Here is a 22,405-nt window from a genome sequence, read left to right on the forward strand (position 1 = left end):
GGCGGATTTTTGGTGCCAGGCTAGGCGAAAAGGACGGAACGTAATCCGCGAAACCGATAATCTGTCATACATTCGTTAAGAATGCGGCTATTGTGCGGCCATGCGCTGGACGACGGTTTGCCATCGACCCAGCAATTGGCACGCAATGCAAGGGCTTCCCATGTCGATTATTTTCTCTGAAATTATGTTCAATCCAACCTCCAGCGAAGATGACTGGGAATGGGTCGAGATCGTAAATACCGGCGCTGCGGCGGTGGATCTGTCTGGTTGGGTGTTTGATGATTTCAATTCGGTGGCGCTGTCAGAGGCCAATATTACCGCCGGCACAGTTGGCGCAGGCGGATCGGCGATCCTTTACAATTCCGATGACCTGGCGGCTGCCGATTTCGAAGCAGCCTGGGGGGCTGGTCTGAACCTCGTGGGCGTCAGCAACTGGAACGCGGCGGCCATGAACAATGGCGGTGATACAATTGGTCTATGGTCGAGCTTTGCCGATTACGACGGCGACAACACAGACCAGGCCAATGCCCAGATCTCGTTTGCCTATCCCAATATCGACGATGGCGCGGGCTCGATCTACCTGACCGATCTTGCGCTTGACCCGACTAATCCGGACAATTGGGCGCTGTCGACCGATGGTGCCGAAACGCCCGTGGGCACCGCCGCCGCATCAGCCGCTGCGGGTGGCAATTCCGGCAGCGATGTCGGCTCCCCCGCGGCGCTGACACCGCCACCGGCGGGCCCCGTTTTCTCAGAAACATTCGATTATGGAGAAAGCGGCGATGCGGCTGCCTTTACCGTGACCGACACAGCCGGAGCGGCTGCGTTCTTTGGGGAGGAGAGCAGCTTTGACTATTTCGGCATTTTCGATGCCGACGGGGATGGCGGTGCCGATTTCGGCGGTGATGCGGCGCCGACAGGCTTCAACATCTATACCAACATCGCGGACAACTACCTTGGGGGTTCCGACATTGACGGCGGTACACCTGCGATCGAGGAGCCTGCCTTTCTAACCTGGAGCGGGATCGACATCACCGGTTTGTCCAACCTGCGCATCTCGGCCGATCTGGCCACCGATGACAGCGATGCGGCTCTGGACCCCGATGATTTCATCTCGTTCGAGGTCAGCATCGATGGTGGTGCCTTTGAGCAGGTCATGGCGTTCGAGACATTGGACGCCACCACGTTCAACCAGAACACGTTCCTGCAAGATACCGACTTTGACGGTATCGGGGATGGGGACGCGCTGACCTCTGCCTTTGCGACATTCTCCGATGATTTTGCCGTTTCTGGCAGCACCTTGGATCTGCGGGTCGCCGTTCGGGTGGATGCGGGCCGCGAAGATTTCGGTATCGACAATATCACGCTTGATGAAGTTGTCCCCGCGGGGACAACCCTGACCATCGCCGCGACTGACGCCGACAAGCCCGAAGGTGACACAGGCACGACCGATTTCACCTTTACCGTGACCCGCACCGGTGACACCGATGCCGCGGGTGATGTCGATTTTGCCGTGACGTCAACCCAGGCCGATGCTGCGGATTTTGGCGGTCCACTGCCGTCCGGTACGGTCAGCTTTGCCGCGGGTGAGACGTCAAAGGTCATCACCGTCTCGGCCACCGGTGACACGGATGCCGAAGCCGACGAAGCGTTCACCGTCACGCTGTCTAATGCAACGGGCGGGGCGTCCATCACCACGGCAGAGGCCACCGGCACGATCCGGAATGACGATGGCATCGCCATCACCAAGATTCACGAGATCCAGGGGACCGAAGACCAGAACCTGCTGGATGACCAGATCGTCACGGTCGAGGCGATTGTGGTCGGCGATTTCCAGGACGGTGACGCCGATGCGGGCCGCAACCTGCGCGGTTTCTACATCCAGGAAGAGGATGCCGATGCCGACGACGATGCGGCGACCTCGGAAGGGATCTTTGTCTTTGAAGGCGGCGATTTCGGCACGGATGTGAATGTCGGGGACAAGGTTCAGATCACCGGCACGGTTGATGAATTCTTTGGCGAAACCCAGATCGATACGATCACCAACATCACGGTCCTTTCATCGGGCAATGAGACGCCGACGGCGGCGAACATCACCCTGCCGTCAGCGGCGACCGCTATCAGCCAGGGTGGCGATATCGAACCTGATCTGGAGGCCTTTGAGGGCATGTTGGTGAACTTCACCAATACCCTTACCATTACCGAGATGTTCCAGTTGGACCGGTTCAACGAGATCAAGTTGAGCGAAGGGCCCCGCCCCCAGCAATTCAGCCAGATCAACACGCCCGATGTCGATGCATTCGCCGCTTATCAGGAAGAGATCGGATCGCGCACCATCACCTATGATGACGGGTTGAGCGAACAGAACGCCGATATCGGAAATCTTGACGGGTTTGGGCCCGACTTCACCACGGCCTCTGACATCCGGATGGGCGATACGATTGACGGGCTGTCCGGTGTTCTCAGCTATCAGTGGGCGGGCAACAGCGCGTCTGCGGCCACCTGGCGGGTCCGCGCGACCGAGGATGGGGAGAACACGTTCGACAAGACCAACGAACGGGACGCCGCCCCCGCGGATGTGGGCGGTGCGCTTAAGGTCGCCAGCTTCAACGTGTTGAACTATTTCACCACGTTGGATGACGGGATCAGCCGCAATGACAATCCGCTGACCGAGGTTGGTCTGGAACCCCGCGGCGCCGATGATTTGACCGCCATTACGGGTGCCGCCGCGCCTGATTCCGACGGCCCAGGGGCAACCGATCCGAACGCGGAATTCGACCGGCAGACCGAGAAACTGGTCAATGCGATCCTCACCCTCGATGCCGATGTTCTGGGATTGGTCGAGATCGAGAATGACTTCCTGGCAGGCTCCCCCGGCAATGCGATTGAGAACCTGGTGGAGGAACTGAACGCGGTTGCCGGTGTAGGGACCTATGATTGGGTCGATCCGGGGATGCAGTTCGTAGATGTGTCAGACGCCATTTCCAACGGTCTGATCTACCAGCCTGCCAAGGTGCAACTGGCCCCCGGCACCTCGGTCGAGGTGCTGCGCGATGCGGATCTGGCGGGCCTTGGCCTGGATTTTGGTGTGCCGGTCTTTGACGGCCCCAGCACCAACCGCGCCCCGATCCTTGCCGCATTCCAGGAGGTCGATAGCGGGGAGGTCTTCAACGTCACAGTCAATCACCTCAAATCCAAGGGGTCCGTTGGTCCGGCACCGGGTGATCCTGATCAAAACGATGGTGCCGGTCGCAATAACGAGACGCGCCTGAACGGTGTGACCGCCCTTGATGCCTGGCTTGACAGTGACCCGACTGGGTCCAGTGATGCCGACATCATGATCCTGGGCGATCTGAATGCCTATGCCAAAGAGGATCCGCTGACATTTCTGGCCGATCAAGGCTATATCGACCTTGGCCAGTCCTTCCAGGGCCCTGAAAGCTATGGCTACGTCTTTGATGGGCTGACCGGGACGCTGGACTATGCCTTGGCCAGCCGGTCCCTGTTCGACAGCGTGTCAGGTGCAGCGGAATGGCACATCAACGCCGACGAGGCGGACGTGCTGGATTACAACCTTGAATTCGGCCGGGATCCTTCGATCTTTGACGGATCGGTGCCCTATCGCACCTCTGACCATGATCCAATCCTGGTGGGGCTGGATCTGGCGCCCAGCATCTCTACCGACAATGTGGATCTGTTCACCTCTGCCGATCTGTCCCAGCGTGTGGACGGCTTTGCCGACTTTGGCGCCGCTTTGGCTGCTGCGGGTGCCGGGCAGGCGATTGTCGTCAACGCACCGGATCAGATCGCGGGGCTTGGCACGGTTGGCGTAGATCACGACAACCTGACGGTGGTCGCAGATACCCCGTTTTTCGCGCGTTTTTTCCTGGATGGGGCTGCACGGACCTTTACCCTGGACGGCACTTCGAATGCCCAGGTGCGTGGCACAAACGCCGCCGACACGATCACAGGCAGCGCGGGCAACAACGTCATCCGCACCCGCAAGGGAGATGATGTACTGGACGGTCGGGAGGGCAATGACGTCCTCGCCGCGGGCATGGGCAATGACCAGTTGTTCGGGGGTGCCGGTCTGGACGATCTGCGCGGTGGCAAGGGCAATGATCTTTTGGTCGGCGGTGCTGGCAAGGACCGCCTGGATGGCGGTGCGGGCAACGATCTGTTGGATGGCGGTGCGGGCAATGACGCCTTGTTCGGGCGTGGCGGGGCCGACACATTCCTGTTCGCGGCGGAGTACGACCGCGATGTGATCGCCGATTTCCGCAATGATGTTGATACCATCGCGCTGGATGCCGGGCTGTGGGACAATGCCGATCTATCGGTGCAGGCGGTGCTGGACCAGTTTGCCACCCGCACGGGTCGCACGATGGTGGAGTTCGATTTTGGCGATGGCGACGTGCTGGTCGTGCGCGGCATTGGCAGCGTCAACGCCCTGGCCGACGATCTGGAGATCATCTCGGCGATCCCGGAAGACATTGCCTGATCGCTGTCCATCCCGTTGAAAACAGCGCGTCGGATCCGGCATCCGGCGCGCCATTTTGTTGGGTCGCTTGACACCCCGCAGCCCCCTTGCGATGCCAAGGCCTGGTGATCAGGGGGACAAGCATGTCAGACGCAGCGTGGGAGTTCTGGATTGATCGCGGCGGCACCTTCACCGATATCGTGGCCCGCCGCCCGGATGGCAGCCTGCAAACCCATAAGCTGCTGTCCGAAAATCCCGAACGCTATTCCGATGCCGCTGTCGAGGGCATTCGCCAGTTGCTGGATCTGGCCCCGGACGTGGCGATCCCCACCGGTCAGATCAGCGCGGTCAAGATGGGCACGACCGTTGCGACCAACGCTTTGCTTGAGCGCAAGGGCACAGATACGCTTTTGCTGATCACCGCGGGGTTTCGCGACCTGCTGCGCATTGGCTATCAGGATCGACCCAAATTGTTCGAGCTTGAGATCAAGCGCCCCGAACTGCTGTATTCGCGAGTGATCGAGGTGCCTGAACGCCTGGACGCAGCGGGCCAGGTCGTCACGCCGCTCGATATGTCAGCAACCCGCCAAGCCTTGCAATCTGCCTATGACAGTGGTTTGCGTTCGGTCGCCATTGCGTTGCTGCACAGCTATCTGAACCCTGATCACGAGGCGCAGGTGGCCCAAATGGCCCACCGGATCGGGTTCACCCAGATCTCCGAAAGCCACAAAGCCTCCCCCCTGATCAAGCTGGTGGGGCGCGGGGATACGGCTGTGGTCGATGCCTATCTCTCCCCCATTCTGCGCCGCTATGTCGATCAGGTGGCCAGCGCGATTGAAGTCGGGCGGTCCTGCGAACGGCTGCTCTTCATGCAGTCCAATGGCGGGCTGACGGATGCGCAGTTTTTCCGCGGCAAGGACGCGATCCTGTCTGGCCCCGCCGGTGGCATTGTCGGCATGGTGCGCACGGCCGAGGCGGCGGGCCATGACCTGCTGATCGGCTTTGACATGGGCGGCACCTCCACGGATGTCAGCCACTATGCGGGCCGGTTCGAGCGCAGTTTCGAAACCGAGGTGGCCGGTGTTCGCATGCGCGCCCCGATGATGGATATCCACACGGTGGCCGCCGGTGGCGGGTCGATCTGCACCTTTCGCGACGGTCGCTTTCAGGTTGGTCCCGAAAGTGCGGGTGCCGATCCCGGCCCTGCCGCCTATCGCCGGGGCGGGCCGCTGACGGTGACAGATTGCAACGTGATGCTGGGCAAGCTGGCCCCGCATCACTTTCCGCCTGTCTTTGGCCCGGGGGGCGATCAACCGCTGGACGCCGATGTTGTCACGCAGAAATTCACGTCACTTGCCCGCGACATTGCCGCTGAAACGGGTCAGCTGCCTGACACGCCCGAGGCTGTCGCCAGCGGTTTTCTCCGCATCGCGGTCGATAACATGGCCCTCGCCATCAAAAAGATTAGCGTGGAACGCGGCCATGATGTTACCGGCTACACGCTGCAGTGCTTTGGTGGGGCAGGGGGGCAGCATGCCTGCCTGGTGGCCGATGCTTTGGGTATGCGCCGGGTGTTCCTGCATCCGTTTGCCGGGGTTTTGTCGGCCTATGGCATGGGCATCGCCGACATTCGCGCGTTGCGCGAGGCGCAGATCGACTTGCCGCTCGATCAGGTCGCCCAGGCCGAGGCCGCCCTTGCCACCATCGCAGCGGAGGCCGAAGCCGAGGTTCGCGCCCAAGGCATCTTGCCCGCTGCCTTGCGCACCGAACGCCGCGTCCACCTGCGCTATGACGGCTCCCATCAGCCGCTGGAAGTGCCGTTTGCCGACATTGCCACCATGCAGGCCACGTTCGAAGAGGCGCACCGCCAGCGGTTTGGTTTCGCCTCCCCTGAACGCGCCATCGTGATCGAGATGGTGAGCGTCGAGGCGATTGGCCAGTCCGGCGACCTGCCCGCCGAGGTTGCGCCCACCGGCACCCTGCCCCATCCGCAAGATCACCTGCGCGTCCATATGAACGATGCCTGGCACCAGGTTCCACTTTACGCGCGTAAAGATGTCCCCGCGGGGACAGTCCTGAAAGGCCCAGCCATTCTGACCGAAGCCACGGGCACCACGATTGTCGAGCCTGACTGGCAGGCCGAGGTCGACCCGCGCGGTAACCTGATCCTCACCCGTCTGACCGCCAAGACCCACCAGGCTGCCGCAGGGACCGCGGCGGACCCGGTCCTGCTAGAGGTCATGGGCAATCTCTTCATGTCGGTGGCCGATCAGATGGGCGCGACGCTGGCCAACACGTCCTGGTCGGTCAATATCAAGGAACGGCTCGATTTCTCCTGCGCGATCTTTGACGCCGCCGGAGATCTGGTGGCCAATGCGCCCCATGTGCCGGTTCATCTGGGTTCCATGTCCGACAGTATCAAAACCGTGATGCGCCTGAACCCCGGCATCAGACCGGGCGACGCCTACGCGCTGAATTCTCCTTTCAATGGCGGCACACACCTGCCCGACGTCACGGTTGTGACGCCGGTCTTTGTCGATGGCAAACCGCGCTTCTGGCTCGGCTCCCGTGGTCATCATGCCGATATCGGCGGTCGCACGCCCGGCTCTGCCCCACCGGACAGCACCATAATCCATGAAGAGGGCGTCGTGATCGACAACCTGAAACTGGTTGCCGAAGGCGTGCTGCAAGAGGATGCCGCCGCGGCGGCACTATCGTCGGGCCGGTATCCTTGCCGCAACATCCCACAGAACATGGCCGATCTAAAGGCGCAGATCGCCGCGAACGAGACCGGGCGGCGCGAACTTCTGAACGTGGTTGACCGTTACGGCCTGGACGTCGTCACCGCCTATATGGGCCATGTTCAGGACAATGCCGAAGAAAGCGTGCGCCGCGTGATCGACAGCCTGAAGGACGGCCAGTTCACCTACCCGATGGATGAGGGTCAGGAAATCCAGGTCGCCATCCGCACCGACCCCGCCAATCGTGCCGCCACGGTAGATTTCACCGGCACAACTGCCCAGCATGCGGGCAATTACAACGCGCCTTTCGCCGTTTGCCGCGCCGTGGTGCTTTATGTCTTCCGCACCTTGGTCGGCACCAATATCCCGCTGAATGAAGGATGCCTGAAACCGCTCAACATCATTGCGCCCAAGGGGACAATGCTGAACCCGGACGCCCCGGCGGCGGTGATTGCCGGCAATACCGAGGTTAGCCAGGCCGCCTGTAACGCCCTTTATGGCGCGCTGGGCGTCATGGCGGGCAGCCAGGCGACGATGAACAATTTTGTCTGGGGCAACGACGACTTCCAGAATTATGAAACCATCGCAGGTGGCACCGGCGCGGGCCCTGGCTTCCACGGCTGCGATGCCGTGCAAAGCCACATGACCAACACCCGGATGACCGACCCGGAAGTGCTGGAAAAGCGCTTCCCCGTCCGGTTGGAGAGTTTCACGATCCGCGAAGGATCAGGCGGTGCGGGGCAATGGACGGGCGGCGAAGGCAGCTTGCGCGTCATGCGGTTCCTGGAACCTGTGACGGTCACGACTCTTTGCTCGCACCGGGTCATCCCGCCATTCGGGGGTGCCCGCGGCGCTCCGGGTGCCGTCGGTGAAAATGCAGCCCAACTCCCCGATGGCCGCACCGTCACTCTCAGAGGCAATTCCGAAATCGATCTGCCCGCCGGTTCTTCCTACATTCTAAAAACTCCCGGCGGCGGCGGGTGGGGGAACCTCTAGCTCCTTCTTATTGGTAAAAATATTTCGGGGGAGTCGCCTTCGGCGACGGGGGCTGGCCCCCATCTGCCGTCAGTAATAGGTCAACTCGGTCGCCTTGCCGCGGAAGATCATATAGGCGAGGATCGTGTATCCCAGGATTACCGGGAGCACAAAGACCGTTCCCGCCAGGATGATGATCAGCGCCTCGGGCGCGCTCGCTGCTTCATAAATGGTCAGTTGATCCGGGACAACGTAGGGATAAAACGAGTACGCCATTCCGAAGAAGGCCAAGATGAACAGTGTCGTACCAGCCGCGAATGGGAACCAGGCAAAGCTGTCATCCGCCGTCGGCAACCTGCGCAGGGCCACCCAAAGCAACGCCACCAGCAATCCTGACATCAGGGGCAACGGGGCCAGCAACAGGATCTCGGGGAAGGAGAACCACTTTTCAAAGATCCGTGGACTAACCATCGGTGACGCGATTGAGATTGCGCCCATACCCAGAATCAGGCCCCAGATCCCACCTTTGGCCCAACCTACCGCCTTTTCCTGCAGTACACCATCTGCCTTGATAATCAGCCAGGTGGCGCCGATGAAGCTGTAGCCGACGGTGAGGAAGATGGCCGTCACGACCGCAAATCCGAAGGTCGCCCAGGTATATTCCAAACCCATGATGTACATGCCCAGCATGAAGCCTTGGCTCAGGGAGGTCAGGAGGCTGCCGCCCCAGAAGGCCCCGTTCCAAAACCCTTTCCAGCGTGGCGGAGCCTTTACCCGAAACTCGAACGACACGCCCCGCAGGATCAGGCCGACCAGCATGATCGCGACTGGCAGATAAAGCGCCGTCAAGATTGCGCCATGTGCCGCGGGAAAGGCCACCAGCAACAGGCCGATGGCAAGGACCAGCCAGGTCTCGTTGGCGTCCCAGAAGGGCCCGATGGACGCGACCATGCGGTCTTTTTCATCTTCCTCGGCGAAGGGGAAAAGAACCCCAACGCCCAGGTCAAACCCATCCAGAACCACATAGATCACAATGCTCAGACTCATCAGTGCGGCAAAGGTCAGGGGCAGCCAAACCGCCGGATCGCCAAAAAGCGTCATCATGTCGGGCTACTCCGCCGGGGTCAAAGCGGCCACTTCGGCGGCTTCGGCCCGGGTGCGTTCGGGGATTTTGCCGCCCTGGGCTGCAATCCGCGCCAGATAGGTCAATACCCCGATATAGACGACGATCAGACCCACATAGACGACGAGGTAGCCGATCAATGTGCTTAGCACCATCGGCGCTGGCACATCTGCAACGGCTTGCGCGGTCGTCAAGACGCCAGAGACCAGCCAGGGCTGTCGCCCGATCTCGGTCGTGTACCAACCGGCTAAAGTCGCGATCCAGCCGGAAAACGCCATGGCCACAAGGGCGAAGAGCACGATCTTTGGCAATTGGCCCACATCCCATCGCGCACCAGCCGTATTGCGCCGGAACATGAGGTAGGTGGCGCCCCAGCTGAGCGCCAACATGGCGAAACCCGTGGCAACCATGACCCGGAAACTCCAGAAAACCTGGGGCACAGGCGGGTGAAGCACGGTCCCGTCATCGGCGACAAAATCGTTCAGCCCGGGCACCACACCCTCAGGTTTGTGCGTAAGGATGATCGAGGCCATATTGGGTACGCCAATCTCAAAACGGTTCTCGCGCGTCTCCTGGTCGGGAATGGCAAAGAGGATCAGTGGTTTGTTCGGTCCGGTTTCCCAGTTGCCTTCCATTGCAGCAACCTTGGCCGGTTGATGCTCCAGCGTATTGAGACCGTGCATGTCACCGGCAAAGATCTGGATCGGGATCAAAATCGCGCCAAGCAATACGCCAAATCGCAATGTGGCCTCGGACCCTTCGGTGCGGTCACCCATCAGCCGACGCAAAGCAGAGATACCTGCGATCAGGAAGGCCACGGTGAGGCCGGAAGCCAAAAGCGTGTGGGTAAACCGGTAGGGCAGAGACGGATTGAAAATAACCTCCAGCCAGTTGGTTGCGTAGACCACGCCGTCGCGGATCTCGTACCCGGCGGGTGTGTGCATCCAGCTGTTCAGTACAAGGATCCAGAACGCCGACATAGTTGTACCAAAGGCCACCAGGAAGGTTGCGGTCGTGTGCAACCAGCTTGGCACTTTGCGGAAACCAAAGAGCATGATGCCCAGAAACACCGCCTCAAGGAAGAAGGCCGTCAACACCTCGTAGGCCAGCAACGGCCCTGCGATGTTACCGACGCTTTCCATGAATCCCGGCCAGTTGGTGCCAAACTGGAACGACATCGTGATGCCGCTGACGACACCCATGGCGAACGACAAGGCAAAAACCTTCACCCAGAACTTGTACGCTTCCATCCACTTTTCCAAACCCGTGGCGGCGAACCGCAGTTTGAAAAACAGCAATGCCCAACCCAAGGCGATCGTGATCGTCGGGAAGAGGATGTGAAACGAAATGTTCGCACCAAACTGGATGCGCGACAGCAACAGGGTGTCCATGTCCTTGGCCTTCTTAACCTCAACTCAGTTCGCGGGTCATGAGACGTCTTTGCGCCTCACTGCGTGGCAAAAAGGTAGGTAGCAACGGCGGATCGTCCAAAGGGACTGAGCATTCTGCGACAGTATGACAAGGATCTCTAAAATGCCCTACATTCGCCCATTTCGGTCTTTACCCCACTTAGGCGAAATACGAGTGATGGGATCCACCTATGAGAAAGTACCTAAGCCGTGCAGCGCTTGCGGCGCTCGCCATATCTTTTGCCAGCGACGCGATCGCCGTTGAATGGGATGTCTCGCTTTGGGGCAAACGTCGTGCGTTTACCGAGCATCTGGAAAAGCTGGCCGAACTGGTCAGCGCCAAAACCAATGGCGAATTCACGTTGAACCTGAGCTATGGCGGGTTGTCGGGCAGTCGGGAGAACCTTGACGGCATTGCGGCCGGATCCTTTCAGATGGCGCAGTTCTGTGCGGGCTACCATCCTGCCAAGAACCCGACCATCACCGTGCTTGAACTGCCTTTCCTCGGCGTCGATAGCCTGGAGCTGGAGGTCGAGGTTTCCCGTGCTCTCTATAACCACCCGGCCGTTGTGGCGGATATGGATCGCTGGAATGCCACGCTGTTGATGCCATCACCACAGCCCCAGAACAACTTTGTGGGCGCGGGCGAGCCGCCCGAAAACCTGTATGGTTTGCGCAACATCAAGATCAGGGCCGTGGGCGGTGTTGCCGAAGCTGTGCGTGTGTTGCGGTCTGAACCTATCTCGATCCCGGCCCCGCAAGTACGTGATGCGCTTGAAACCGGCGCTGTCCAGGCGGTCGCCTTTGCGCCCCATGCGCATATGAGCTTTGGCACGCTTGAGAATGCCACCTGGTGGACCACCAACCTGAACCCGGGCACAACCAATTGCCCCGTCGTGGTGAATACCGGCGCGTTGGAGGGCCTGAGCCCCGCCCACCGCGAGGCGCTGCTGTCTTCGACCGAAGAAGCACTGGAGCATTACGTCTTCAACTACACCAACGTCACCATGCGCCAGTGGGAACCGTTGCTGCGCAGCAAAGGCATTCAGCGTGTGGATTTCAACGACACCGCCTTGGATATCCTGCGCGAAGCTTCCACCAGAACGGCGATTGCGGCCTGGATCGAAGAAAACAACGCACGTGGCGTGCCGTCGGAGGAACTGTTGGAACTGGTCAGCACCACGATCGAGGCCAGCAAAAAGCGCCGCTGACAGGCGGGCCGCACGTTTCTACGACGAAACCCACACCTCCCTGGCGCCGCGATTTCAGCCGCGCCGGGGATCCATGGCCGCCCCGGGCGGAGCACGGACCTGCCCGGCCCCCTCAGCGGGATTTTTAGCGTTTTCAAACCCTGTCCGGGCCGTTACGGTCTGGCGACGCAGGGGAAATCTGCTTTCTGGGAGGTCTGACAATGAAAAAATATCTGAGCCGTACCGCGATCGCCGCCTTGGCCGTCGCCTTTGCTGGCGAAGCCATCGCCGTTGAATGGAATGTCTCGTTATGGGGCAAGCGCCGTGCCTTTACCGAGCATGTGGAAAAGCTCGCTGAACTGGTCAGCGAAAAGACCGGCGGCGAGTTCACGTTGAATATCAGCTATGGCGGCTTGTCCAAAAACCGCGAGAATCTGGACGGCATCTCCATCGGAGCATTCGAGATGGCGCAGTTCTGCGCCGGCTATCACCGCGACAAAAACCGCACCATCACCGTGCTTGAGCTACCGTTCCTTGGCATTGAAAACCTGGAGGAAGAGGTGGCCGTCAGTCATGCCGTCTATGACCACCCCGCCGTGCAGGACGAGATGGCGCAGTGGAACGCCAAGATGCTGATGACGTCGCCCATGCCGCAATACAACATCGTGGGCACAGGTGAACCGCGGGCCAGCCTTGCGGATTTCAAAGGCATGCGCGTCCGTGCAACCGGTGGTTTGGGCCAAGCGTTTGAGGCTGTGGGCGCCGTTCCGACCTCTGTCACCGCGACCGAGGCGTTTCAGGCCATGGAATCCGGTGTCGTCGACACGGTGGCCTTTGCCCAGCACGCGCATCTGTCTTTCGGAACGATCAACGAAGCCGACTGGTGGACCGCGAACTTGAACCCGGGCACCGTGAACTGCCCTGTTGTGGTGAATATCGACGCCTATGAAGGCCTGAGTGATGAACACCGCGCGGCACTGGACAGTTCGGTCGAGGAATCCATCGCCCATTACCTGACCAACTATGCCGAGTTGCTGAAGCGTTGGGATGCGGTGCTGGCGGAAAAAGGCGTCGTGAAGGTCGATATCTCTGACGAGGTGATTGCCGAGTTCAAGGCCGCTGCCGCCGATCCGATCCGCGAAGCGTGGATTGCCGATATGGAAGGCCAGGGCCTGCCGGGCCAAGAGTTGTATGACCTGGTGAACACTACGCTCGAAGCGACCCGCGCCAGCAATTAAGCAATTCGCGCCATGCGATCGGGCTGTGCCGCACCTGCGGCACGGCCCCACCACGACAATATAGAGAGGCGGGATATGGCGGGATCGGCCACCGTGCTAGAGGATTCCAGCCTGCTCAGCCGGTTGGACCGGGCCTTGCGCCCCGTTGAGATTTTGTTTGCGCTGATCAGCGGGTTGGCCACGTTTTCGCTGATGTTTCTGGCAGCTTGGTCTGTGACGGGGCGCGCTTTCTTTGAAAGACCCCTGTCTGGCTACGTCGATTACATCGAGGCCGCGATGCCGTTGATTGCTGTTATGGGTGTGGCATATGTCCAGCGCGAGGGTGGGCATATCCGCATGGACATCCTGGTGGGCGCCCTGAAGGGGCGCATCCTGTGGATGTTCGAACTGATCTCGGTCCTGCTGATCCTGGTTTTGATGGTCGCGTTGGTGTGGGGCAGTTGGGCCCATTTCGAACGCAGCTTTGACATGGGCAAACCGATGTGGAGCCGAGACAGTTCCATCGATATCGGTCTGCCGATCTGGCCCAGCAAGTTGATCGTGCCGCTGGCATTTGGCGTGCTGTGTCTGCGCCTGGTGTTGCAGGCCTGGGGTTATGGCCGCGCCCTGTGGTTGGGGTTGGAGCGCCCTGTGGCCGTGCCCTTGATCCAATCCGTCGCCGAACAGGCCCGTGCCGAGGCGGATCAGATGGAAGGGGCCGACTGATGGATCCGATTACCATTGGCCTGTGGACCACCGGCGGTATGCTGGTCATGGTCGTGTTGGGCATGCGCGTGGCCTTTGCCGCGGGTTTGGCGGGTTTCCTGGGGCTGGTCTGGCTGCGCTGGAACGGGTTCGACTATGACCCGGCGCGATTTGGCAAGGCGTTGGAGGTCAGCGTCAAGATTGCGGGCCAGGTGCCCCATTCCAAGGTCTCGTCCCATGCGCTGAGCCTGATCCCGACCTTTATCCTGATCGGCTATCTGGCCTATCATGCCAGGCTGACCACCGCCTTGTTCGAGGCTGCGAAACGCTGGATCGCCTGGGTGCCTGGCGGGCTGGCCGTGTCGACGGTCTTTGCCACGGCGGGTTTTGCGGCGGTGTCAGGTGCGTCAGTGGCCACGGCGGCCGTGTTTGCCCGCATCGCCATCCCCGAGATGTTGAAGGTCGGTTACAACAAACAGTTTGCAGCGGGTGTGGTGGCGGCTGGAGGCACGCTGGCCTCCCTGATCCCGCCATCGGCCATTCTGGTGATCTATGCCATCATCGTGGAGCAGGACGTGGGCAAGTTGCTGTTGGCGGGATTCATCCCCGGCGCCTTCTCGGCCTTTGTCTATGCGACCCTGATCATTGGCATTGCGGTTATTTTCAAGACCGTTGGCCCGCCGGTCAGTGGGTTCACCTGGCGGGAGAGGTTGGTGGCGCTGCCGCCGGCCCTGCCGATTGTGGCTGTGGTCGTGATCATCATCTTTTTCGTCTATAATCCCTTTGGCGATGCCTGGGGTACGCCGACGGAAGGTGGGGCCGTGGGTGCGTTCATCGTGTTTTTGATGGCGTTGGCGCGCGGGATGCGCTGGCGTCAATTGAAAGACGCGCTGATCGAGACGGCCAAGCTGACGGTCATGATCTTTACGATCATCTGGGGCGTGCTGATCTATGTGCGGTTCCTGGGTTTTGCCGATTTGCCGGGGGCGTTTTCGGACTGGATCACCTCCCTCACGGTGTCGCCCATGTTGATCCTGATCTGCATCCTTCTGGCCTATGCCGTGCTTGGTATGTTCATGGATGCCATCGGAATGCTGCTCTTGACCCTGCCGGTTGTCTACCCCGCCGTGATGGCCCTGAATGGCGGGGAATTCGTCAGTGCGGAGGACAGCGCGTTTGGGATGTCGGGGCCGATGTGTGCGATCTGGTTCGGGATTTTGGTGGTCAAGATGGCGGAATTTTGTCTGATTACGCCGCCCATTGGGCTGAACTGTTTTGTGGTGGCGGGCGTCCGGGATGATCTGACCGTGCAGGACGTGTTCAAGGGAGTGACGCCGTTTTTTATTGCCGATGCGATTACGATTGCGTTGCTGGTGGCGTTCCCGGCGATTGTACTGTGGCTGCCATCCTTGGCCTAGGGCTCCCGCCTCTTTCGCCTTTGTGGCGAAAGCGTTGGGGGTGGCGCGTGCGCAACGTCACGCGGGTTGAGGCCGTGAACTTGCACGCGCGATGAGAGGTGGTGACGTTTGGCAAACGGATATGACACCCTGGGAGAGTGTTGATGGCAAAAAAGGCAATCATTCCAGGAGCTTTCCAGAAGGCTGCCGAGGCGTTGCACCTGTCACCCGGCATCATATCGGGCGGGCATGTGTTCTTGAGCGGATCCACTGGAGGGGATGCCAATGGCCACATGCCGAAGGATCCAGGTGAGCAGATGCGCAATACCTTTGACAAGATCGGGATCGTCTTGGCAGCAGCCGATCTGGAGTTTGACGCTGTGGTCGAGATGACCAGTTACCATGTTGGGCTGCGCGACCATTTCGAGATGTTTGACGCGGTCCGGTTGGAATATCTGCGCGCGCCTTATCCGGCCTGGACAGCGGTGGAGGTGGCCGGGTTGCGCCGGATCGGCGCGATTGTGGAGGTCAGGATCATTGCCGCTTTGCCCGGTGCTGACTGACCGCAACCGCGATATGCAAACCGTATGCATAGCGTATGTATGGGATGTGGTTTCTACGCGGGCAGCCCTGGGGGCGCAGGGCGCTATCGACGCCCTGTTTGAACCAGATGATGAGCTGAACGTCGGTGGTTAGCAGGGCCTGCCGAAGAGGCGCAGGCGGCTGACCCCGCCATCGGGATAGATGTTGAACCTGACATGGGTGACGGGGCCCAGATCGACGATCTCGTCCCGGTAGCGGTGTTCGGCATCGGGGCCGAGTTTGGTTTCGGGGATCAGGTTCTCCCAAAACATGGCATCGGTCACCAGGGCATCTGTCAGGCCGTCGCCGAAATTTTGCAGGTCAGCTGCCTGGAGCGAGAACCGATCGGGGAAGTTGCCTTTGAAATGGGCGGTGTCGATGACGGCGCGGTCGATCTGGCCGCGGGCACCGAGGGCGAGGACCATCCAGTCATAACCCGGCTCGCGCCGGCGCCGCGTCTCCCACCCGTCGCCCATATTGATGCCGCGACCGGGGGCCAGCAGGCGCATGTAGTCGCCGTAATGGGCGTCGGAAAAGGCGAGGATGCGCCCGCCATTCAGGGCCGAGACAAGATCGATCTCTTGCCCGTCCTCGGTCTCGTCCAATTCCGGCACGCCGTACACTCTAAGTCGCGCCACACCGCCATCGGGATAGATATGGAGCCGCAGATGGGTCCAGCTTTCAAAGCTGTCGCAGGGAAAATAGTGATGGCTGTTGGCGCCCAAGGCGGAGTGGCGCAGGATCTGCACCCACATCGTACCATCTGTCAGACCGTCGGGGGCGCTGGCCGCCTCGATCTTGCAGGCGGGGGCGTAATTGCCGGTGAAGTGGCGGGTATCAACGTCAAAGCCCAACACCCGGCCCGCACCGGCCAGCTGGATCACGCCGTGGTCGTGGCCGCCATCGCGCCTGCGCTGCGTTTCCCACCCGTCCATCCATTTGCCGTGATCGTCGAATTTACCGGGGATGAACACCGGATCCGCATCATGCAGCATCCGTTCCAACGGTGCGAAGAATTCGTTGCTGGAGGAAATGGCCTTGGCCCCCAGACCGGCGGATGCCAGATTGATGCCCGTCCGGGCGTAAAGGGGCACATCGGGGTTGAGTGCTTCGATTGTGGGCATGAATCCTCCGGATGGAGCGCGGATGCGCGCACTTAGCTATCCGAGCCTGCGTCGAATGTGCAAGGGGTGCGGTTTGGCTTGGAACCTTGGCTGGTTTTGGTCAAGTTATGCCGCGAAGGAGCCCTGACATGTACGAATATGCCGTCCTGATGGCCTGGGTCGAATTTGCGGTACGCTGGGTGCATGTGATCACGGCTATCGCGTGGATCGGGTCGTCATTCTACTTCATCGCGCTGGATCTTGGGCTGAGGAAGGCTGCGGGCATGCCGGACAAGGCCAGCGGAGAGGAATGGCAGGTCCATGGAGGCGGGTTCTATCATATCCAGAAATACATGGTGGCCCCCGACCGGCTGCCCGATGACCTGACCTGGTTCAAATGGGAGAGCTATGCGACCTGGCTGTCGGGTTTTGCCCTGATGGCGGTGGTCTATTATCTGGGCGCGGAATTCTATCTGATTGACCTGAATGTCATGGAATTGGCGATTTGGCAGGCGGTCCTGATCTCGGTCGCGTCGCTGGTCTTTGGCTGGATCGCCTATGACCTGATCTGCAAATCGCCACTTGGGCGGGACAATACGCGGCTGATGATCCTGCTCTATGCGCTGCTGGTGGTCATGGCCTGGGGCTATACGCAGGTCTTTACGGGCCGGGCGGCTTTGCTGCATCTGGGGGCTTTCACCGCGACGATCATGAGCGCCAACGTGTTCATGGTCATCATCCCCAACCAAAAGATCGTGGTGGCGGACCTGAAGGCCGGGCGCGTGCCGGATGCCAAATACGGGGTCATCGCTAAGCAACGGTCGACCCACAACAATTACCTGACCCTGCCCGTGCTGTTTTTGATGCTGAGCAACCATTACCCGCTGGCTTTCGCATCTGAGTATAACTGGCTGATTGCGGCGCTGGTGTTTTTGATGGGGGTCACGATCCGCCATTTCTTTAATACCATGCATGCGAAACGGGGCATGCCCTGGTGGACCTGGGGGGCAACGGCGGCGATTTTCGCAGCCATCGTGGCGCTGTCGATGGCGCCAATGTTTCGCGAGGAAGAGCAGGCGATGACGCCTGCCGCCCAACGCTTTGCCGCTGCCCCTCAGTTTGAGGAGGTCGTCGGGATCGTCCAGGGGCGCTGTGCCATGTGCCATGCGGAGGATCCTGCCTGGGACGGGTTGCATTGGGCACCGAAGGCCGTGCATCTGGAGACCGATGCCGACATTGCCCACCATGCGCGCGAGATCTACCTGCAGGCCGGGATCAGCCACGCGATGCCGCCTGGAAACCTGAGTTGGATGGAGGCGGAAGAGCGAGCGCTGCTGGTGGCCTGGTTCCGGTCCAACTGATTAGGGCACGTGCCAGGTTGAAACCTTGGGGTCCGGCACCGACCCACCCAAGGCAACCATGTTGGTGCGATAGGTCTTGCCGTGGATCGTATCATTCGACCAGGCATCGGCGATCCAGCAATGGTCCCCCCATTTTGACGGTGTGGAGAGCGGGGCGGTGTCATCGCGGTTGATGATGACAAAGGCGTGGTCCAGGCTGCCTTTTTCGTAATAGGCCAGTTCCAGCAGGAAGGGGCATTTGCGCCGCTTCAAAAATTGGAAGGTGACGGCGGCATATTCACCGCAATTGCCGCATTTATTGGCGCTGGCATGGGTGGCGAGCCGGTCTGTCATGGTGGCGGAATCCTCCATCCCGGCGGCGGCAACGTTGCGGCGCACCTCGGCCAGGCAGGCATTTTCGCTGCCATCACCAAGCTTGTTGGATGGGATCCCCATGATGGATCGGGTGTGGCGGACAGCAGCTTTTGCCCACATTTCAGGGAAAAGGGCTGGGGAAGGCAGAATGATCGGCATCAGAATACTCCATGTAAATGCAAAAAGGTTAACACAGTTTCGGGGAAACCCTGAGGTCTGGAATTTGGACCGTTCTTCGCGCGATGTGGTTATTGCAGGCGGCTCACACGGTTTTATGGGTGGCGTGAACGCTTCATCCCGAAAATATTGTTTTGATTCAGTGGATAAGGGCCGGTTGGGGAGCCGCAATCAGGTTTGAAACCGGCCCTTCAGATTTGTTCATCCTGTCTGGTGGCGGGACCGCGATATCCCATTGGGCGAGCCGGATCTAAGCCCCAGAGGCGCCCGGTTCGACCCATCTGGAACCCCGGTTCCTGTTAGACCTCAACGGAGAGAAACATGCCTATTTCAAGCAGCTTCGAGTCTTCAATTCTGGACTTTTTGAACGTCACCGAGATCGCTGACGGCGACAACACAGCGCGCCCCAGCCAAGCCCCGGGAGAGACGTTGTTCCTGCCATCGGGTGCCACCAGCATTGTCGATGGCGCGCCGGTCGTTGCCCTGGACGATCCGCTGTCGATCTTCCTGGTGGATGGGACGGCTCAGTCGACCGGGAACACGCCGGCCGTATCTGTCGAGAGCATTCTGAGCCTGCTCAACGTCTTTAACGGTGGCCGTGTCGTTGGCGAAGAGGATGGTGCGACCCTGTCTGGCGATGCCGGGCTGATCGTCAATTCGGGCACCATTGCCGGTGGCTTCAATGATGTGCGGCTGCTGGGAGACCGGGGCAACCTTGTTAATACGGGACGGATCGAAAGCGACAGTCGCGCGGTTGAGATCGTCGGGTCGGATAACGGCTTTCTGAATACGGGGTTGATCCGTGGCACAGGCGATCAGCGCAACGGGACCGTCTATGCCGATAACGAGGCCGAGGACATCATCATCGCCAATGCCGAAGGTGGCATCATCGATGCGGGCCGTGGCAATGATGGCGCTGGCATCTCGTTGGAATTGGGCGACGAGGTGGGCGAGGCCGTTGAAGTCACGTTGATCAATGAGGGCCGTATTGTGGGCCGAGGAGATGCCGAACCTGGCCTGAACACCCGCGGCGACGGTGTGCGCCTGTTCTCGGGCGTAGAAGGGGGCGGTACGTTGTTCGAGGGCACGTTCCTGAACAGCGGTGATATTATCTCTCGCGATGCGCGCGGGGTCGAGATCCGCGACGGCCTTGGGTTCATCGGTGACCTGATCAACAAAGGCCGGATCGAAGGAGAGACGGACGGGCTGTATTTCGGCAATGCCGCGCATGACGCCAATGTCCAGAACTTTGGCCGCATCACCAGCGACAGCCGCGCGGTGAACATCGATGGCTTTGGCGTGACGCTGAGCAATTTTGGCCGGATCGTCGGGTCTGATGATCAGCGCAATGGGACAGTTTATGCCGATGATGTCGCTGACAATTACACCATCCTCAACCAGGAACGCGCCTTGATCGATGCGGGTCGTGGCAACAATGGCTCTGGCGTGTCGTTGCAGACCGGTGAGGTTTATGGTGACACAGTCAAGGCCAGCCTCGTGAATGACGGCACGATCCGCGGCCGTGGGGATGCCGAAAGCGGCAACACCATTGGTGACGGCGTTCGGCTGTTCAGCAGCGTCGAGAACGCGATCTTCAATGGTGATATCGTTAATAACGGTCGCATTCTTGCATCCGAAGACAGTGCGGCTGCCGTTGGCATTCGCATTGAGGATGGCCTGACCCTGGTTGGTGAAATTGTCAACACGGGCGAGATCCGCGCGACCGAGGTGGCCATTGACGCGCAGGACACGGAGGCTGGCATCGATATCTTGAACTCTGGCAGCATCTTTGGCGATGTACGCTTTGGCGCCGGCGATGACGTCTATAACGGTGCGGATGGTCGCGTGATCGGCATTGTCGATGGCGGTGCCGGTGCTGACGTCTTGACCGGCGGTGTGCGCGATGACCTGTTGGCGGGCGGTGCGGGGAATGATGTCCTGACCGGTGGTCGGTCGTCGGATACCTTCATCTTCGCCGAAATCGACAGCCCCAGCTCTGACATCATCACGGATTTCGAGGATGGGCGCGATGTGATCGATGTCAGCGACTTCGATTTTGACGGGTTGGCGGACATCCAAGTGTCCCAGGTGGGTCAGGATACTGTCCTGATTTTTGCAGAGGCCAACGCGGTACGTTTGCAAGACGTCTCGGTCGATCAGATTACGGCCGACGATTTCATTTTCTAAACCTTGGGAGGGGGCGGTTTCTTTGCGGGGTCGCCCCCTTCTGTTGCACGATGGCCATCCGTTTTTCGACGCGGTCAGGCCTATCGATCATCTGGACCTTCTTGAAGGTCCGTCGGCGCGGCGAACCTGGCCAGACGATCAAAGGCGCAAACTGTCTTGGAAAGTCATGCGCCGGGCACCACGGTCTGTCATGAAGAGCAAGCTGGTTCTGCCGATTTCGGACGATGGCGATGCCAAGTTTGCGCCTCTTGCGCTTTTTTCAGCTCCAGAGCTCATATGTACGTCTGAAGCTGTTGCCGCCGCTGGATCGATAGAGATCGAAGCGGGCAGCAGCCAAACGCAACATCGAGAACTTGCCGTATCATCTGTCCGCCATCGAAGACATTGTCGAGCCGGACAGCCTTAGCTGACTCTGCGGGTACGTTGAGATTCGCAAAATCGCTGAGGATAGGAGTGCGTGGCTGGGTGTCAGCCCGGCGGTGCCGACTGGTCTCGCATGTGCGCGGATGGTAGCGGTGACCTGCATGTGCAGTTCTGTGTGAAAGCCCATGACGCGGCGCTGATCTATGCGCACTGGTACGGGGTGGTGGCGTTTGATGAGGCTAACCACGACGATGCCCTGCATCTCGACACACCCGATGATCTGGCAGGCGCGTACATCTATTCAATTCAAATGGCGCCCGGCTTGAAACAGGCGATCTATGCTTGGCTGAACAACATGTTGGCCGTCACCGGCGATTTTCAGGGCCGCCGAAGCTGTCGAACCAGCGCCCCATACGGCCCCCTGCCGCTTCGGCCCGGTCACCGACACGGTCCAGCGCTTCGCCGACTTCGGCTAGGGCCGGGTCGATCCGTTTCCGACGAAACCGGCGGATCCGGGAGGTGATGGCCCAGATGATGGCGCCAAAGATGATCAGGAAAAAGATGTTGAACCAAGGGATGATCCGGGTATCCGGCCCCTCAACAGGGCGTAGGCTGATCGCATTGGGAAAGATCGTCAGGAACTCACTGCGCCACCCGTAATGCCGAACGGCATACCATTCCGGCGCGCCTCGCGTGCTGATCGCATCCGATGCCTCGGCCTGCAGGTTGGAGCTGTCAAGCTTGAAGTATGGGGGCCAGCCGAAAAAGCCCGTATCCTCGTTGCGGTAGACCATCACCCGACCGTTAGTCCGCGTTGTATTGATCTTGCGCAGGTCCCGGTTTTGAGCACTCGTCTCGTTGCCGCTATCTGCCTGGGCATAAAACATCCGATTCCAACCCGAGAAATCCTGGCGGATGATCTCGGTCCCCGTGACCCGGACGATATCGTGCTGCGGCAGCGTGTAATGCAGCATGGCCGCGATCAGAAGCCAGAAGATGGCCCACAAGGTCCAGCGGATATAGTAGAACATCGGGTTCTCC

Annotated in this window: 14 protein-coding genes and 1 pseudogene; 10 read left to right on the top strand and 5 right to left on the bottom strand. The window is 60.1% G+C overall.

Features of this window, described 5'->3' with window-relative positions; genetic code table 11:
• The first annotated feature begins 160 nt into the window (after positions 1-160).
• A complete protein-coding gene (locus IU397_RS01985) occupies positions 161-4,501 on the top strand; it encodes an ExeM/NucH family extracellular endonuclease (RefSeq protein WP_204410087.1) in 4,341 nt (1,446 codons plus the stop codon).
• 122 nt (positions 4,502-4,623) lie between these two features.
• Positions 4,624-8,217 (top strand): hydantoinase B/oxoprolinase family protein, encoded by a 3,594-nt coding sequence (locus IU397_RS01990; protein WP_204410089.1) that lies wholly within the window; start codon positions 4,624-4,626, stop codon positions 8,215-8,217.
• 69 nt (positions 8,218-8,286) lie between these two features.
• Here the strand turns inward: IU397_RS01990 and IU397_RS01995 are convergent, their stop codons facing one another.
• The gene (locus tag IU397_RS01995) at positions 8,287-9,297 is read right to left on the bottom strand and encodes a cytochrome d ubiquinol oxidase subunit II (RefSeq protein ID WP_204410591.1); all 1,011 of its coding nucleotides are present in this window, start codon (positions 9,295-9,297) and stop codon (positions 8,287-8,289) included.
• A 9-nt stretch (positions 9,298-9,306) separates the two neighbouring features.
• A complete protein-coding gene (locus IU397_RS02000; protein ID WP_204410092.1) occupies positions 9,307-10,710 on the bottom strand; it encodes a cytochrome ubiquinol oxidase subunit I in 1,404 nt (467 codons plus the stop codon).
• Between the two features lie 209 nt (positions 10,711-10,919).
• On the opposite strand from IU397_RS02000, the gene IU397_RS02005 reads away from it, so the two are divergent.
• From IU397_RS02005 to IU397_RS02025, 5 genes are all read left to right on the top strand, one after another.
• A complete protein-coding gene (locus tag IU397_RS02005; RefSeq protein WP_204410094.1) occupies positions 10,920-11,939 on the top strand; it encodes a C4-dicarboxylate ABC transporter substrate-binding protein in 1,020 nt (339 codons plus the stop codon).
• A 200-nt stretch (positions 11,940-12,139) separates the two neighbouring features.
• A complete protein-coding gene (locus tag IU397_RS02010) occupies positions 12,140-13,156 on the top strand; it encodes a C4-dicarboxylate TRAP transporter substrate-binding protein (RefSeq protein WP_204410096.1) in 1,017 nt (338 codons plus the stop codon).
• A gap of 75 nt (positions 13,157-13,231) precedes the next feature.
• The gene (locus IU397_RS02015) at positions 13,232-13,861 is read left to right on the top strand and encodes a TRAP transporter small permease subunit (protein ID WP_204410100.1); all 630 of its coding nucleotides are present in this window, start codon (positions 13,232-13,234) and stop codon (positions 13,859-13,861) included.
• On the top strand, positions 13,861-15,258 hold the full coding sequence (locus tag IU397_RS02020; protein WP_204410102.1) for a TRAP transporter large permease: 1,398 nt from the start codon (positions 13,861-13,863) through the stop codon (positions 15,256-15,258). Before IU397_RS02015 ends, IU397_RS02020 begins: the two co-directional genes overlap by 1 nt.
• Before the next feature lie 143 nt (positions 15,259-15,401).
• On the top strand, positions 15,402-15,800 hold the full coding sequence (locus tag IU397_RS02025) for a RidA family protein (RefSeq protein ID WP_204410104.1): 399 nt from the start codon (positions 15,402-15,404) through the stop codon (positions 15,798-15,800).
• 129 nt (positions 15,801-15,929) lie between these two features.
• On the opposite strand, the gene alc is transcribed toward IU397_RS02025, so the two are convergent.
• Positions 15,930-16,943, bottom strand: coding sequence for an allantoicase (alc, locus tag IU397_RS02030; RefSeq protein ID WP_204410106.1), 1,014 nt, complete (start codon positions 16,941-16,943; stop codon positions 15,930-15,932).
• 128 nt (positions 16,944-17,071) lie between these two features.
• Between alc and IU397_RS02035 the strand changes: the two genes are divergently transcribed.
• Positions 17,072-18,283 (top strand): urate hydroxylase PuuD, encoded by a 1,212-nt coding sequence (locus IU397_RS02035; protein ID WP_204410109.1) that lies wholly within the window; start codon positions 17,072-17,074, stop codon positions 18,281-18,283.
• On the opposite strand, the gene IU397_RS02040 is transcribed toward IU397_RS02035, so the two are convergent.
• Positions 18,284-18,796, bottom strand: a complete 513-nt coding sequence (locus IU397_RS02040) for a hypothetical protein (protein WP_204410111.1) — start codon at positions 18,794-18,796, stop codon at positions 18,284-18,286.
• A 339-nt stretch (positions 18,797-19,135) separates the two neighbouring features.
• On the opposite strand from IU397_RS02040, the gene IU397_RS02045 reads away from it, so the two are divergent.
• Positions 19,136-21,001, top strand: a complete 1,866-nt coding sequence (locus IU397_RS02045; protein ID WP_204410113.1) for a hypothetical protein — start codon at positions 19,136-19,138, stop codon at positions 20,999-21,001.
• A gap of 496 nt (positions 21,002-21,497) precedes the next feature.
• Positions 21,498-21,677 (top strand): annotated as a pseudogene (locus IU397_RS23765) (hypothetical protein); the annotation flags it as partial.
• A gap of 52 nt (positions 21,678-21,729) precedes the next feature.
• Here IU397_RS23765 and IU397_RS02050 read toward each other — a convergent pair.
• Positions 21,730-22,395, bottom strand: a complete 666-nt coding sequence (locus IU397_RS02050; protein WP_204410116.1) for a DUF1523 family protein — start codon at positions 22,393-22,395, stop codon at positions 21,730-21,732.
• Between the last annotated feature and the right edge of the window lie 10 nt (positions 22,396-22,405).

Origin of the sequence: Actibacterium sp. 188UL27-1, assembly GCF_016901225.1 — a bacterium.
In the GTDB taxonomy this organism is placed as follows: Bacteria; Pseudomonadota; Alphaproteobacteria; order Rhodobacterales; family Rhodobacteraceae; genus 188UL27-1.

Coding starts and splice junctions, on each gene's coding strand:
- IU397_RS01995 (WP_204410591.1), bottom strand. CDS start 9,297: ATGACGCTTTTTGGCGATCCGGCGGTTTGGCTGCCCCTGACCTTTGCC.
- IU397_RS02020 (WP_204410102.1), top strand. CDS start 13,861: ATGGATCCGATTACCATTGGCCTGTGGACCACCGGCGGTATGCTGGTC.
- IU397_RS01990 (WP_204410089.1), top strand. CDS start 4,624: ATGTCAGACGCAGCGTGGGAGTTCTGGATTGATCGCGGCGGCACCTTC.
- IU397_RS02035 (WP_204410109.1), top strand. CDS start 17,072: ATGTACGAATATGCCGTCCTGATGGCCTGGGTCGAATTTGCGGTACGC.
- IU397_RS02010 (WP_204410096.1), top strand. CDS start 12,140: ATGAAAAAATATCTGAGCCGTACCGCGATCGCCGCCTTGGCCGTCGCC.
- IU397_RS02050 (WP_204410116.1), bottom strand. CDS start 22,395: ATGTTCTACTATATCCGCTGGACCTTGTGGGCCATCTTCTGGCTTCTG.
- IU397_RS02005 (WP_204410094.1), top strand. CDS start 10,920: ATGAGAAAGTACCTAAGCCGTGCAGCGCTTGCGGCGCTCGCCATATCT.
- IU397_RS02000 (WP_204410092.1), bottom strand. CDS start 10,710: ATGGACACCCTGTTGCTGTCGCGCATCCAGTTTGGTGCGAACATTTCG.
- IU397_RS02040 (WP_204410111.1), bottom strand. CDS start 18,796: ATGCCGATCATTCTGCCTTCCCCAGCCCTTTTCCCTGAAATGTGGGCA.
- IU397_RS01985 (WP_204410087.1), top strand. CDS start 161: ATGTCGATTATTTTCTCTGAAATTATGTTCAATCCAACCTCCAGCGAA.
- IU397_RS02025 (WP_204410104.1), top strand. CDS start 15,402: ATGGCAAAAAAGGCAATCATTCCAGGAGCTTTCCAGAAGGCTGCCGAG.
- alc (WP_204410106.1), bottom strand. CDS start 16,943: ATGCCCACAATCGAAGCACTCAACCCCGATGTGCCCCTTTACGCCCGG.
- IU397_RS02045 (WP_204410113.1), top strand. CDS start 19,136: ATGCCTATTTCAAGCAGCTTCGAGTCTTCAATTCTGGACTTTTTGAAC.
- IU397_RS02015 (WP_204410100.1), top strand. CDS start 13,232: ATGGCGGGATCGGCCACCGTGCTAGAGGATTCCAGCCTGCTCAGCCGG.